Here is a 13,896-nt window from a genome sequence, read left to right as displayed (position 1 = left end):
GCTCACTGGATGCGCCGCTCCACGCCGGCCCAGGCCTTCTCGCGCAGCAGGTACTTCCGGATCTTCCCGGTCGACGTCTTCGGCAGGTCCCCGAACGTCACGGACTTCGGCGCCTTGAACCGCGCCAGCCGCTCGCGCACGAACTCGACGATCTCCGCCTCGGTCGCGCTCTCGCCGTGGCGCAAGGTCACGTACGCGGCGGGCACCTCACCCCAACGGTCGTCCGGAACGGCGACCACGGCCACCTCCAGCACGGCCGGGTGCTCGGCGATCGCCTGCTCCACCTCCACCGATGCGATGTTCTCGCCGCCGGAGATGATCACGTCCTTGCTGCGGTCGCGCAGCTCGACGTAGCCGTCCGGGTGCACGACGCCGAGGTCGCCGGTGCGGAACCACCCGTCGGGCACGGCGGCACGCGTCGCTTCGGGATCGTCGAGGTAGCCGAGCATGACGTTGTTGCCGCGCAAGGCGATCTGGCCGACGGTGGCGCCGTCGGCGGGCACGTCGGTGCCGTCGTCGGCGATCACGCGGGCGGTGCAGGAGATCATGTTGCCCACGCCCTGGCGTGCTTTGAGCCGCGCCTGTTCCTGTTCGTCGAGCGTGTTCCACTCGGGGCGCCAGTCGCAGATCATCGCCGGGCCGTAGGTTTCGGTCAGGCCGTAGAGGTGCGTCACGTCGAAGCCGAGCTCGCTCATGCGCCGCAGAATCGCGGGCGAAGGCGGCGCTCCCCCCGTGGCGACGCGCACCGTCGTCTCGACCGGCGCCGCTTCCGGTGCGTAGGCGAGCATCGACAGCACGGTTGGGGCGCCGTTGAGGTGCGTCACGCCCTGCTCGCGGATCAGCTGCCACACGCGGGCGGGCTCGACCTTCGGCAGGCACACGTGCGTGGCCGCGGCCGCGGTGACCGCCCACGGGAAGCACCAGCCGTTGCAGTGGAACATCGGCAACGTCCACAGGTGCACCGCGGAGGGCGACAGGCCGGTGTGCCCCACCATCGCCAGCGCCTGCAGGTACGCGCCACGATGGCTGTACAGCACGCCTTTCGGCCGGCCGGTGGTGCCGGAGGTGTAGTTGATCGACAGCACGGATCGCTCGTCCTCGGGCGTGATCGCCAGCGGCTCGGCGGCCGCGAGCAGCCGCTCGTACTCCTCGCCCGCGCGGATCCGGTGCGGCGCGGTTCCGGGTAGCAGCCCGACGGCGTCTTCGACCAGCTCGTCGAACACCGGGTCGTGGACCAGCACCGCCGCTTTCGCGTGCGCCAGGATGTAGGCGACCTCGCGCGCCGCGAGCCGCGTGTTCACCGCGACGAGCGGCACGCCCGCCCACGGCACGCCGAAGTTGGCCTCCAGCAGCACGTGGGTGTTGGGCGCGAGCACGGCCACCGGCCTCCCGTCCGCGAGCGGCGCCAGCGCCCCGGCGAGCCGGCGGCACCGCTCGTGCAACTCGGCGTAGGTCCAGCGGTCTTCACCGTCGATCACGGCGATCCGGTCGCCGTGCGCGGCCGCTGCGCGGTCGAGGTAGGCGGTCGGCGTGAGCGGCTCGTACGACAGGGCGCTGTTTGAGTCCACGGATTCCTCTCCCGGCTTCGGCGACGGTGCCGCAGGAGAGAATAGGCCGCGCTCAGCCTCCGAAACCGGGAATGTGAGGCACCAGCGACTCCGGCGGCGGCCCGGGCGGACCCGAGACCGGTTGCGCCACGGCCCCGACCGCCGACGCCCCCGTCGGCCGCACCGCGAGCACGCTGGTCTGCGCCTCCGGCTGCGGCACGTCACCGGAGCCGCCCCCACCTTCGTAGAACGTCGAGACGCGGCCGGTGGTCAGGTTCCCGGAGCCGCCGCCGTGCGCTCCCTTGAGCTCGTAGTCCACGCCGCCGCGCCCGATGTGGGTGATCGACAGCGTATCGAGGTCGCCCCGCCCACCGGCCGAGAGATCGACCGTTTTCGTCACGAGGACTTCGCAGTTGCCGTCGGTGCAGGCCGCGTAGTCGCGCCCGGCGGCCGCGTTCGGCAGCTCGCCGCCGGCGGGGTGCGCCTGGCCAATCGTGCTCGTACTGCAGCCGGTGACCGCCGGCCGCAGCAACGGGGTGGGTGGGCCATTTGCGGGCCATCGGGCTTTTTCTCTCGCGTCGGGAGGAAGGTGACGCCGCACGGCGGGAGGGGTCCCGGTCCGCGACGTCGACACTGACGCGTGAGAACGTTGTCGCGCCGGGTCGAGCGGCGCGATCGGAGGTCGTCACGCTGACGTCGCGCCTTCCTGTTCGGCGAGGAACGTGCCGAGCCGTTCGAAGAGGACCGCGACAACGTGTGCCTCCTGCTCCGGTGTGAGGTTCCGCCGGTCGTTGTCATCGGGGAGGGCGATCTGCCGGATCTGGGCCTCCCAGACGAGGTTCGGGCTGACCTGGTGATCGCCATCAACCAATCGCGTCACCTTCCCAAGCCCGGCCTGCGGCGAAGTACTCACGCTCGCTGAGGTTGATCAGGTCGGTCACCCTGGAAACCCTGCCCATCCCGGCCCGGGTTGTCGACCGGCTTCCGGCAGCCGGACCATGCCCCGGCACTCACGACGCTTCACTGCACGATGCCGTCAAGCACATTCGTTGACTGAACCCGTCCCGTTCCCGGTGCAAGTCGGCGCCGCAACAGCGGACGGGGTCCCGGTCCGCAACGGACCGGGGCCCCTCCTCGGGTGCCCTGGCTCAGCCGACCGGGCCGTTGACCGGGGTCACCGAGACGTCGTGCTGCCGGCCGGTCTGGTCCACCACGGTGATGGTGAGCTTGTCGCCCGGGTGGTGGGTGTCCATGAGCGTGGTGAGCGCGGTCGCCGAGTCGACGGCCTTGCCGTCGACGGCGATGATCACGTCGCCGCCCGTGAGGCCGGCCGAGGCCGCGGGTCCGCCCGCGACGACATCCTGGATCTGCGCACCGGTCGAGCCGCCCTGCGCCTGACCCTGGCCACCCTGGTCCTGGCCCTGTCCCTGGCCGAAGCCGCCCGGGGACTGCTGCGCCTGGCCTGCGTCGCTCACCGACACACCGAGGAACGCGCTCTGTCCGATGTGGACGGAGTCGGACGACTTGCCGCCGATGATCTGGTGGGCGAGGTCGATCGCCTGGTTGATCGGGACCGCGAAGCCCTGGTGCCCGCCCGAGGCGCCCTGCTGACCGTCGCCTTCGCCGGGGCTGCCCTGGCCCAGACCGCCGTCGCTCTGGCCGAGGCCGCCCAGGCCGCCTTGGCCCTGACCCAGACCGCCTTGCCCCAGGCCTCCTTGCCCGAGACCACCTTGGCCGAGACCGCCCTGCCCCTGGCCGAACCCGCCGCGGCCGCGGCCGAACCCGCCCTGGCCCTGGCCGCCGTTGAACTGGAAGCCCTGCGACGCGGCGGTGTCGACGCCGATCACCTGGCCGTTGGCGTTGACCAGCGGGCCGCCGGAGTCGCCGGACTGGATGTCGGCGTCGACCTGGATCAGGCCGGTGAGCTGCTCCGACGAGCTGGCCGACTCATCCGACGCGGTGATCGACTGGTTCAGCGCGGTGACCTTGCCGGCCGCCACGGCCGGGGTGCCGCCGGCGCCGCCCGCGTTGCCGATCCCGACGACGGCGTCGCCGACCGCGACCGCGGAGGAGTTGCCGAGCGTCGCGGTCTTCAGGCCGGAGGCGCCATTGAGCTTGATCACCGCGATGTCGTGGCTGCGGTCATAGCCGAGCACGGACGCGGTGTAGGTCTTGCCGTCGCCGATGTCGGTCACCTTGATGCTGGTGGCGCCTTCGACGACGTGGTTGTTGGTGAGGATCTCGCCGTCGGAGGTCAGCACGATGCCGGTGCCCGCCGCGGCGGCGCTCTGGTAGCCCAGCTCGGTGTTGACGTCGACCAGACCCGGGTCGACCTTCGTCGCGATCCCGTTGGGGTCGATCGACGTGCTCGACGTGCCCCCGGGAGGAGCCACGGACCCGAAGTTCTGGTTGCCCGCGGCGGAATCCGAGCCGGGCGTCCACACGAAGTGCCCGATGCCCAGGCCGAGCACCACCGAAAGCCCGATGGCCCCGACGGCGATCGCCGCGCTGCGCATCGGCCGCGGCGGCCGGTGGTACGGCGTCTGCGGGAACTGCTGGGTGCCCGGGTACTGGCCCCAAGCGCCCTGCGGTGCCCAGCCCTGGTGGTAACCGGCGTAGGGGCCGTAGTGACCCTGCTGTCCCGGCGTACCCGCCTGACCCGTCGCGCCCGGCTGACCCGCTGCGCCGTGCTGCCCGTACGCGCCCGGCTGGGTCTGGTCGCCGTGTCCGTACGGCGTGCCGCCGGTCTGCCCACCGGTCGATCCCGGCTCCTGTTCGCTCATGTTCCCGCTCCAGCCTCGTCCCGCTCTTGGCTACCGCCTCGACCAGAACACACCCCGTACCTGAGATTTTCCTTGCCGGGCTCCGTGGGAAACCTGTGGAGTTCTCCCGGGTTCGACCGTGGATCGGGTGATTCCTCCCGCGAGCACCCAAATCGGACTCGCCTGGTGGCCGCGCGCGGTGATGGTTACCGTCGGGGCATGGGTGAGCTGATCGAGGACGAGGCGCAACGCGCGGCGCGTTTGCTGGACGCGCAGGCGAAGGCCGTCGAGCTGTTCGACGAGGTCGAGCGGCGCGGGCTGCTCGCGCCCGGCGTGCGCGAGACCGAAGCGAGCAACGCGGTGCGCGACCTCGCGGCGGAGCTGTTCGGCGTGGACCGCTACTGGCACAAGCGGATCGTGCGCGCGGGCGAGAACACGCTGCGGCCGTACCGCGAGAACCCGCCCGACCGCGTGATCGCCGGGGACGACATCGTGTTCGTGGACTTCGGGCCGATCTTCGAGGAGTTCGAGGCAGACTTCGGGCGGACGTTCGTGCTCGGCGACGACCCCGTGAAGCTGCGGCTGCGCGACAGCCTGCCCGCGGTGTGGCAGGCCGGGCGCGAGTACTTCGAGGCCCACCCGGACGTGACCGGCGCCGAGCTGTACGAGCGCGTCACCAAGCTCGCCGCCGAGGCGGGCTGGGAGTTCGGCGGCGCGCACTCCGGGCACCTCGTGGGGCAGTTCCCGCACGAGACGATCGACGGCGAGCGGATCGAGTCCTACATCGCGCCGGGCAGCTACCGGCCGATGCGCCGGCCGGACCGCAACGGGCAGACGTCGCACTGGATCCTCGAGGTCCACCTCGTCGACCGCGAACGGCGGATCGGCGGGTTCTTCGAGGAGCTGCTCGACCTCGGCCACGAGCGATCCGGCGGCGGCCCGGACTAGCCGGTGGCCGGTTCGGCGGCCGGCCAGGAGAGCTTGCCGAGCTTCGGCTGCTGGACCGTGTCCCCGCTGCCCACGGACCCGGCGGCCGCTTAGTACAGGCCGAGCGAGGCGAAGACGTAGCCGATAGACGGGCCGAGGTCCGTCATGCCCGGCGCGTCCCACGGCAGGTGGAAGCCTTCGGCCGCCGACCGGATGCCGAACGAGAACACCACGCTCCCGGAGAACACGAGGTTCGAGAACGCCCCGAAGACCAGCCCGAGGGCGAGCAGCGTCTCGATCACCGCCGGGCTCCAGCTCGCGAAAGTGAGCCCCTGCTCCAGCCACTGGTGCACCACGGGATGGTGATCTTGTCCGCAGCTGCGTGCAGCCGCCGGAAGGTGGGAGACACGGAACCCGCGACAGGCACGGCTTGGCGACCGGGTACTCACGGAGAAGGTCCTTTCCGGGCTCAAGAGGACGGCCCGGCAAGTCGGACAGGGGGCGGGCAAACCTCAGCGAATGTCGAGAGCGGGTTTCCTCTCGGCCCGTGCGGTGAACGTGCGGGGATGTGTCGCCGCAGGTCGGGGATTTTTCGGTTGAACCGGCCTGTTTGGGAATTATGACGCTTTTTTGAAAATGTGGGTCTATCCACCCATCTGGAGGCTTTGCGCGACACCGGCATCCACACGCGATGTCGCAAAAGGAGGCGGGCCGTGACTTCGGGCGAACCGTCGTGAGCCGGTGACGCACACGTGCCAGCGCCTGCCCCTGGCCGCTCGCCGGAGTGGGGCCTAGTTCTGGGAGCAGCCCGGCGCGCGTTGTGGCCATGCCCTGGCTGTCAGGGGCGACGGTCCTCCCCTGCGTCGGCTGCGAGAGCTTGCTTGTGAGACAGGGTGATCCGACGACGCACGGGATCGACGTCGAGGATCTTCACCGCGAGGAAGTCGCCGATTTTGGTGACGTCGTCTGGCGATTCATCCAGCTCGCTGGTGTGTACCAGCCCGACGAAGCCGTCCGCACGGTCCTCGATGCGAACAAGACGCCGACCTGCCCGAACTTGGTGACCGGTCCTGTCACACCTGCCCGATTCGCTGCGCCAGCTGTGGCCACGGGTCCTCCTGCAATGCTCGAAGCGACAACGGCACCCGTTCCCTGATCAGGTCGACATCGAGGATCTTTGCTGGGATCTCCTGACCGACGCTGACGACGTCGGATGGTTGATCGAACGGACGCCAGGAAAGCCCAGGCCCGGTCGCTGGGCGTCATCTCGGTCTGCCAGCGTGCACGCAGAACACCGCCGGGGTCGGGCAGCACCGCCGTGAACAGCGGTTGCCGCCCATCGACCGCCGACGAAAGCGCTCCGCAGCTCGCGCACTCGTGATCCGTGGGCCACTGCCTCGAATCGGGTGTCGTCCACGACCGTGCTGACGATCCGCCCATCTCGGTCCTCCTACGATTTCACCGTGCCGTCGTCAGGCAGGCCGGCCATGGGAGTGTCGACATCGGCAAGTCTCCTCCAGGATCGTGGCGCGGTGAGTTCCGACCACCCAGCGCAGGCGAGCCCAGAAGTCGGCGTCCGCCTGGCTGCCGACTTTGAGGTACTGGTCCCAGCCGGCATGCACCGTGAACGCTCCGTCCACTTCCAGCCGGCACCAAGCGCCGTTGTCAGGCAGCATGGCCCGGACGAGCTGGAGACCAACCTCGACCGACACCGAAGAGAGACTCGTACTCGACTCCGGACTCGGTGACCACCACGTAGCCCGGTTCGGTCCTCGCCGCGGCGTCGCGCGATCTGCCGACAAGCTCGGGTACGGGCACCTGGCGCACTGACAGCGCGGCAGCAACGCGGTCCCGGTGCTCGGCGATCTCAGGTTCGGCACGGACACGATCCCGGTCATCAGCGATCAGGTCACCCCTGCCCCTCGGACCTGGCGTACACCACCGGGCGACGCCCGTCCGCGTCATGGCACACGAAGAAGCGTCGCCTACCCAGCCACTTGCCCGCCGAAGGTCCGGTCACGATTCCGAGCCAACCCGCGCCGCCCGACTTCGGCGAACGGCCCGGCCCACGAAGGCACGCTTCGTGCCCACCTGCACCGCCTACCGCGGACCGCGGCGAGCCGCGAAGCACCCCTGCCCCTGCACGCGCCCCAAAACCCGCCGTTTCGGCCCACCCGCACGACAGCGGGGCCGGTCCACTTCGGACCGGCCCCGCCGCCAGCACAAAAACCTCAGTACCGGAACTGCTGCAACTGCCTCCCGTCGTACGAAGGCACCCAGCCGGTGCGCGTTGCCGGGTCGAGCTGCACCGAGCGTTCGGTGAGCGAGTTGTACTCGCCGCCGAAGGGGCTCGACACGAAGTTCAGCCCGGACACCACCGACACCTGCTTGCCGGTCGCCAGGTCGATCACCGCGAGCTGGCTCGTCGCGTTGTTGTCCGTGATCACGCCGCCGACCTTGCCGAACTGCGAGATCACCGGTGGCGTGCGGAACGCGACCAGGCCGAGGTGGTGCACACCGTCGACGGCGAGGAACGCCGCCTGCTGTTGGCGCACGGTGTACGAATCCCCCGCCGTCAGCGTGTCGCCCGCGATCGAGCCCAGCGAGGTGGTGCCGACGATGTTGAGGCTCACCGCGCGGTATACCAGCTGGTACAGCTTGTTCGCGCCGTCGTCGTAGGCCATCGCGTTCGCGCAGATGCTGCCCGCACCCGACAGGGTCGTCGCGCCCGAGTCGAGGTCGACGCTCGCCATCGAGGCCGCGCCGCCGCCGAAGCAGATCGGGCCGCCGCCGGTGCGCGCGAGGTAGACCAGCCCGGTGGCCTGGTCGAGCTCGATCATCTTGAACGCGCCCGCCACCGCACCCGGCGGGTCCGCGAGCAGCGGCGTGCCGAGCGCGCCGTCGGCCAGCGTGAGCGGCAGGACGAAATCGGTGTTGTCCGCCGTCCGCTTCGCCAGGATCGCCGCGCGGTGCCGGGTCGCGTCCACGCGGCCGCCTTGCACGGAGTAGCCGTCCGCGGTCGCGGAAGCCACCCGCTGCAACGACGTGGTGTCGTACGTTTCCAGCGCCCACCCGGCGCTCGTGAAGTGCAGCAACGCCAGCCGGTGCGCCGAAGCGTCCGCGCCGAGCACCTGGTAACCGCCGTCGCCGGACGCGTCGGAGGTGAGCACCCGTCCGTACGTGCCCTTCACTGCGTCGTACTCCTGCACCGACTCACCACCGCCCGGCGTGCGCAGCGCGGCGTACGACAGCCCCTGGGCCGCCGCGACGAAACTCGTCACCACGGTGTTGCCGGGCGCGTAGCCGTCGTCGACCGCGAGGAACGACGTCGGCGACGCCTGGCCGAGCACCTTGCCGTGACGGTCGGTCGCGAGCACGCGCACGTCGTAGCCCACCGAACCACCCAGCCCGAGCGTCACCGCGTCCAGCTTCGCGACGCCGTTGCGCGCCGGAAGCTGTTGGTACGCCACGGATCCCGCGCTCGGGCCGCCCTGGTCGCGCCGGTCGCCGTTGGCGTTGGTCACGGTGTTGAGCGAGTTGTACAGCGTCGGCGCGGGAGCCGACACCTCCACCGCCGCGCCGGTCGCACCCGGCACGCCACGCACGTCGTAGCCGAGCGAGAACGCCGGCGCGGCCCGGGTGATCTCCGCGAAGTGCCCGGAGCTCCCGCCCGCCGTGAGGATCGGCGCGTCGGGCCGCTGCGCGGCGCCGCCGACGCGGATGGCGGCGAACTCGCCGTACGTCGGGTCGCCGGCGGTGCCGGTCACCGAACGCTGCACGATCCCGATTCCGTAGATCCCGGCGCCGCTGGCGAACGCCGAAGCCGGCACGACCACGTCACCCGAGCTCGCGGTGATCGGCGCGACGAACCCCGTGCCGAACAGCGGCGCGCTGACCGGGTTCCAGTGCCCCAGCGTGGACACGACCACCTGCGGGTTCGACAGGTTTCGCACGCCGGTGAGGTCGTAGTGCACCCTCACTTCCTTGCCCACGGCCACGGTCGCCGGCGCCACCGGGGCGAGCGCCTCCGCGTAGGTGCCGTCGGTCGGGCCGAAAGTGAGCGTCTGCGGTGCCGACGCCACCACCCGGTGCCCCGAGCGGACCTCGAAGGTGACCGGAACCGTACGGTCCTCTGTGGACACCACCGGAAGTCCGGCTGCCGCCAGGATTTCCTTCGGGCTCAGCCGCACTGCGGGCACGGTCGAGGTGAACTCGTGCCCGTGGACGTCCACCGCGTAGGTCGCGTTCGCCGGGGCACCCACCACGTCGGCGCCGACGGTGACCGGGCCGACCAGTCCCTCCCCCGTGCCGCCGGTGTCGAGGTCGATGCGGCCGCCGTCGGCGTTCTCCGTGAAGGAACCGCCGAGTCCGCCCTCGGTCACGCGGTGCGCCACGGAAACCCTCGTGATGGCGGGGTCACCACGACGATCCCCGAGCACCGACTGCACGGCCGCAGTCACGTCGATCTGCGGACCGACCGTCACCGGCCGGTCCATCTGCGGCGGCGACGCGACGGGCCGCGCCGTGTGCTGCAGGACCGCCCGGACGTCGGCCGGGCTCAGCGAGCGGCCGGCCAGCTTCGCCGCCTGCAGCACCACCGCCGCCGCGGCCGCGGTCATCGGCGCGGATGCCGAAGTGCCGCCGTTGAGCACCGGCGTCACGTCCTGCGCGCCGCCGCTCTGCGTGTGCTCCACGACGAGGATGCCGTCGCTGGGCGCGGAAACGTCCACGCGCGTGCCGAAGCCCGAGGAGAAGTTCCCGGCTCCGTCGGTGCGGGTGGTGGCGAAGGTCGGGTTGTGCGCGGCCGTGCCGCCGGCCTGCTGCGGTACGGCGAGCGTGTCGTCGAGCGTGGTGCCGCCGACGGCGATCGCGCCGCTGTCGAGCACCTTCGTCGGCGTGGTGGAGAACTGGTCGTCCGCGATGTCCGTGGTGGCGCGGGCGTCCTCGGTCACGTCGGTGGGCGTGCTGCCGCCGTCCGGGCCGACCGCGGCCGGGGTGTAGAGGCGCGTGCCGTCGTTGGAGGAGATGGTGACGACGATGTGGTACTGCTTCACGATCGTCGAGATCACGGCCTGCGCCACCGGGTCGTCTTCGAGGTAGCGGCCCGGGAAGCCCGCGCTGTCGGTGCCGACGCCCAGGCTCGCGGTGATCACGTCCGGCCGCGGCGTCTGACGCGCGGCAGCCAGCAGCGCAACGGAGATCTGGTCGAGCGTCGGCTCCTGCGGCACCACCAACCGGTACTGCGCGCCGGGCGCGATGCCGAGCAGGTCCGTGAAGCCGTCGCCCTGGGCGCCGGCGCGCTGCGCGTCGTGCGGCAGCGGCGCCATCACGCCGAAGTCGAGCAGCACCTCACCGAGCGCGGGGTCCTGGTTCTCGACCGAACCCAGCGGATCGAGCCGGCCTGAGGAGTCGGCGGTGTAGGTGGGGATCAGCGGCATCGACGGCACGTCGAGGTAGCGCTGGCCGCCCTGCACGACGGTGGTCGGGCCGTAGTTGCGCACGTAGGTGTCGCCCGCGTCGGCCATGCCCTGGTCGGTGAGGTCGCCGAGGGAGACGTTGGTGATGATCTCGCCGCTGCCCGGGAGCTTCCCGTGCAGCAGGCTGTACGCGCCGAGCGCGTTGGTGCCGCCCGCGTTGAGGTAGCTCTGCGCCGACGACGTCACGCCGTAGTTCGAGGGCAGGCCGGTCGGCGGTTTCTGGTGTGCCTGCGGCAGTTTCGCCGCTTTCACCGCCGGCTGCGGCACGGGCACGGGTCCGGTGGACATCGCCGAGACGCGGCGGTCGGGCTGCGCGCTCACCACGCCGGGCGTAGCGGCGAGCTTCTGCACTGCGGCATCGGTGTGCTTGCGGTCGGCCAGGTGCACGAGCACGGTCCCGGCCAGCGCGGGCACGTCGGTGGCGTCCGGGAAGACCGGTTCGACGGAGGTCGCGCCGACCGCGGCCAGCGCCGCGTTGACGCCGTTGTCCGAGGTCTTGGCCGCGCGGCGACCGGCCGCGAGCGGGGCACCGGTCACCGCGGTGGAGGCGGCGAGCTGCACGAGGACGTCACTCGGCTGCCCGGGCGCGGCGCTCTGGGTGAATGCAGCGCGCACGGCGTCGTCGGTCGGCGCCAGTGAGCCGAGGGCGGAAGTCCCCTGCGGTAACGCGAGCACAGTCTTGCCGAGCGTCTTGCCGTGGGCGTCGGTGCGGGTCGCGGTGCCGTCGGCGTCGACGGTGATGGCGCCGCCGTCGGGCATCGCGACGTGTCTCGACGGTGGTGGCTGGTCGGGCTCGGCTGCCGCGGTGGCCGGTGCGACGGCGAGACCGGTGAGGGTCACGGCCGCGGTGACCGCGGTCAGGACACGGCGAAACGGGATCGTTCGGGCGCGGGGCACCTGGCTCCCTTTCGGGTCGGGGGGACGGGGAGGTCACAGGGGTTCGGGGGCGGGGAACACTGAGCGGTCGGCCAGTGATCGGATCAATTTCCCAGCCGTGGCCGCGGTGGCGCAAGATAGCCACCATGACCAATAGTCGCCAGGTGGCGGGTTCCCGCCAGCAGCTGCGGGACCTCGACGCGCTCGGCGTCCCGGCCACCGACGCGCGCGTCTACACGGCTCTGCTCGGCCATCCGCGCACGCGGGCAGTGGATCTGGTGGAACAATGCGGACTTTCCGCCCAGCAGGTCGCGCGGGCGCTCTCCCGGCTCACCGCGAGCGGCATGGCGAGCCGGGTACCCGGGCGCCCCGCGCGCTACCTCGCCGCGGCCCCCGACCTCGCACTGGGTGCGCTCGCGGCCGAACGCGCAGCCGAGCTGCGCAGCGCCCGCGCGGCGATCGAGGACCTCATGGCCGTGCACCGCGAGGCCAGCCGGTTCACCCATCCCGCCGAGCTCGTCGAGGTCGTGACCGGCGCGGAGAACATCGACGTCCGCGTGCGACGGCTGCAGGACGAGGCCCGAACGCAGATCCGCGGGTTCGACCGGCCGCCGTACGTCAGCGTGCCCGGGGAGAACCTCGACCCGGAACGGCAGCGGCTCAAGGACGGCATCGGCTTCCGCGTGATCTACGACCGTGAGGCGATCGCCGTCCCCGGCCGGCTGCAGAACGACATCCTCGTCAGCGGCACCCACGGCGAACGCTCGCGTGTGCGCCCGCAGCTGCCGATCAAGATGGTGATGGCCGACGAGGACGTCGCGGTGATCCCGATCAGCTCGTCACCGCACGTCGTCGACGCGGCTTACATCGTCCACGCCTCGGCCTTGCTCGACGCGCTCGTCACATTGTTCGAAGCGGAGTGGGACCGCGCCGTGCCGATCGCCGAGGCCCTCACCGACCCGGCGCCGGACCGCGATCCCGAGACCACGACGCTGCTCACCTTGCTCGCCGCCGGCCAGACCGACGCCGGCATCGGCCGCGCACTCGGCTGGAGCCCTCGCACGACGCAGCGGCGCGTGCAGCGGCTGATGACCGAGCTCAACGCCACGACCCGCTTCCAGGCCGGCATGAACGCGAAAGCCCGCGGCTGGCTGTAAGGCCACCGTGGACACCTACCGGGACACGGTTCCGGCCCGGGCCGGGTTTCGCGCCGCCGCAACGGAAAATCCCGGCCCGGGCCGGGTCTGGCCACCCCAGCGCGAGCTGGGCTCCGGAGCTTCGCCCGGCCCACCGCAAGTCGAGCCGGGCGAAGCCGGGGAGATTCGCGCCCGCTCGATCTCCGCCCGCCGCCGCCCGAATTCGCGGAGGCGTCCGGTGGCGTGAACCGTCCGGCTGAAAGGTCCGAAGTGGACGCTCAGCTCACGTGCACGTAGTCGACCACGAGCTGCTGCGGGAACTGCGTGCCACCGTCCGGGTCACCGGGCCAGTCGCCGCCCACGGCAAGGTTGAGGATGAGGAAGAACGGGTGGTCGTAGACCCACTTGTTGCCGTTCAGGTCGGCCGGCGTGCGTGTCTCGTAGGCGTTGCCGTCGACCGACCACACGATCTTGTTCGTGGACCAGTCCACCGCATAGGTGTGGAAGTCGTCGGAGAAGTCGGGGCCGTTGTAGGCCGCGCCGATGCCGTTGGCGCCCGAGTAGCCCGGGCCGTGAATCGTGCCGTGCACGGTGTTCGGCTCCTTGCCGATGTTCTCCATGACGTCGATCTCGCCGTCCGTCGGCCAGTTGCCGCCGCCGAGCATCCAGAACGCGGGCCACATGCCCTGCCCGCGCGGGAGCTTCATGCGGACCTCGGCGTGGCCGGAGCTGGTGGAGAACTTGCCGGACGTGTTGAGCCGCGCCGAGGTGTACTCGCACGGGCCGTACCAGCAGTTGTTGCCCGAACTTTCCTTCTTGGCCGTGATCACCAGGTGACCCTGGCCGTCGAGCGCCGCGTTGGCCGCACCGGAGGTGTACCACTCGCGCTCGTGGTTGTTCACGTTGTCGCCGGACTCGTAGTTCCACTTCGAGCCATCGGCCGGGCTGCCCGCGGGCCCATCGAAGTCGTCGGTTAAGGTGGCGGCCGGGCTCGCCGGAGCCGCGTTGCCGACCGGTGTCGCGGTGAGCGTCACGGCTCCCGCCACCACCAGAGCCGCCGGGATCGCCAGCAGCCGCCACCGGGCGGAGGTCTTCAGAGACTTCATCGTCGTCATCCCTCGTCACTCGAGGGGCGGCCTGGCGGCACCACCCGGGTTTGTTGTCGATGGCA

The 13,896-nt window shown here is 71.2% G+C and carries 9 protein-coding genes and 2 pseudogenes; 2 read left to right on the top strand and 9 right to left on the bottom strand.

All coding sequences use genetic code 11. The annotated features are described in order from the left end of the window. Positions 1-2 precede the first annotated feature (2 nt). The 4 genes from AB0F91_RS16795 to AB0F91_RS16780 all read right to left on the bottom strand — a co-directional run bounded on the left by AB0F91_RS16795 (position 3) and on the right by AB0F91_RS16780 (position 4,330). Entirely contained in the window at positions 3-1,568 is a 1,566-nt protein-coding gene (locus tag AB0F91_RS16795; protein WP_360598428.1) for an AMP-binding protein, read from the bottom strand. A 52-nt stretch (positions 1,569-1,620) separates the two neighbouring features. Then, positions 1,621-2,079: a hypothetical protein gene (locus tag AB0F91_RS16790; RefSeq protein ID WP_360598427.1), complete on the bottom strand. Its 459-nt coding sequence runs from the start codon at positions 2,077-2,079 to the stop codon at positions 1,621-1,623. 153 nt (positions 2,080-2,232) lie between these two features. Next, entirely contained in the window at positions 2,233-2,418 is a 186-nt protein-coding gene (locus AB0F91_RS16785) for a hypothetical protein (RefSeq protein ID WP_360598426.1), read from the bottom strand. Positions 2,419-2,695: 277 nt separating this feature from the next. Next, positions 2,696-4,330 (bottom strand): trypsin-like peptidase domain-containing protein, encoded by a 1,635-nt coding sequence (locus tag AB0F91_RS16780; RefSeq protein WP_360598425.1) that lies wholly within the window; start codon positions 4,328-4,330, stop codon positions 2,696-2,698. Positions 4,331-4,528: 198 nt separating this feature from the next. Here AB0F91_RS16780 and AB0F91_RS16775 point away from each other — a divergent pair, with 198 nt between their 5' ends. Beyond that, a complete protein-coding gene (locus tag AB0F91_RS16775; protein WP_360598424.1) occupies positions 4,529-5,257 on the top strand; it encodes a M24 family metallopeptidase in 729 nt (242 codons plus the stop codon). Between the two features lie 89 nt (positions 5,258-5,346). Here AB0F91_RS16775 and AB0F91_RS16770 read toward each other — a convergent pair whose 3' ends face one another. The 4 genes and pseudogenes from AB0F91_RS16770 to AB0F91_RS16755 form a co-directional block, all read right to left on the bottom strand. Next, positions 5,347-5,589, bottom strand: a complete 243-nt coding sequence (locus AB0F91_RS16770) for a hypothetical protein (RefSeq protein WP_360598423.1) — start codon at positions 5,587-5,589, stop codon at positions 5,347-5,349. Between the two features lie 485 nt (positions 5,590-6,074). After that, positions 6,075-6,236 carry a S1 RNA-binding domain-containing protein gene (locus tag AB0F91_RS16765; protein WP_360598569.1) on the bottom strand — a complete coding sequence of 54 codons (162 nt, stop codon included), beginning with the start codon at positions 6,234-6,236 and terminating at the stop codon, positions 6,075-6,077. A gap of 73 nt (positions 6,237-6,309) precedes the next feature. Next, a pseudogene (locus tag AB0F91_RS16760) lies at positions 6,310-6,465 on the bottom strand (S1 RNA-binding domain-containing protein); the annotation flags it as partial. 1,002 nt (positions 6,466-7,467) lie between these two features. Then, positions 7,468-11,610, bottom strand: coding sequence for a S8 family serine peptidase (locus AB0F91_RS16755; RefSeq protein ID WP_360598422.1), 4,143 nt, complete (start codon positions 11,608-11,610; stop codon positions 7,468-7,470). Positions 11,611-11,735: 125 nt separating this feature from the next. Between AB0F91_RS16755 and AB0F91_RS16750 the strand changes: the two genes are divergently transcribed. After that, a complete protein-coding gene (locus tag AB0F91_RS16750) occupies positions 11,736-12,746 on the top strand; it encodes a helix-turn-helix domain-containing protein (RefSeq protein WP_360598421.1) in 1,011 nt (336 codons plus the stop codon). Between the two features lie 260 nt (positions 12,747-13,006). On the opposite strand, the pseudogene AB0F91_RS16745 reads toward AB0F91_RS16750, so the two are convergent. Next, positions 13,007-13,822: pseudogene (locus AB0F91_RS16745) on the bottom strand (glycoside hydrolase family 16 protein); the annotation flags it as partial. Positions 13,823-13,896 lie beyond the last annotated feature (74 nt).

The organism is Amycolatopsis sp. NPDC023774 (assembly GCF_040639695.1).
GTDB lineage: Bacteria > Actinomycetota > Actinomycetes > Mycobacteriales > Pseudonocardiaceae > Amycolatopsis.
The sequence above is the reverse complement of the archived record's forward strand: the minus strand, read 5'-3'. Positions and strand labels throughout refer to the sequence as shown.

Coding starts and splice junctions, on each gene's coding strand:
- AB0F91_RS16780 (WP_360598425.1), bottom strand. CDS start 4,330: ATGAGCGAACAGGAGCCGGGATCGACCGGTGGGCAGACCGGCGGCACG.
- AB0F91_RS16775 (WP_360598424.1), top strand. CDS start 4,529: ATGGGTGAGCTGATCGAGGACGAGGCGCAACGCGCGGCGCGTTTGCTG.
- AB0F91_RS16750 (WP_360598421.1), top strand. CDS start 11,736: ATGACCAATAGTCGCCAGGTGGCGGGTTCCCGCCAGCAGCTGCGGGAC.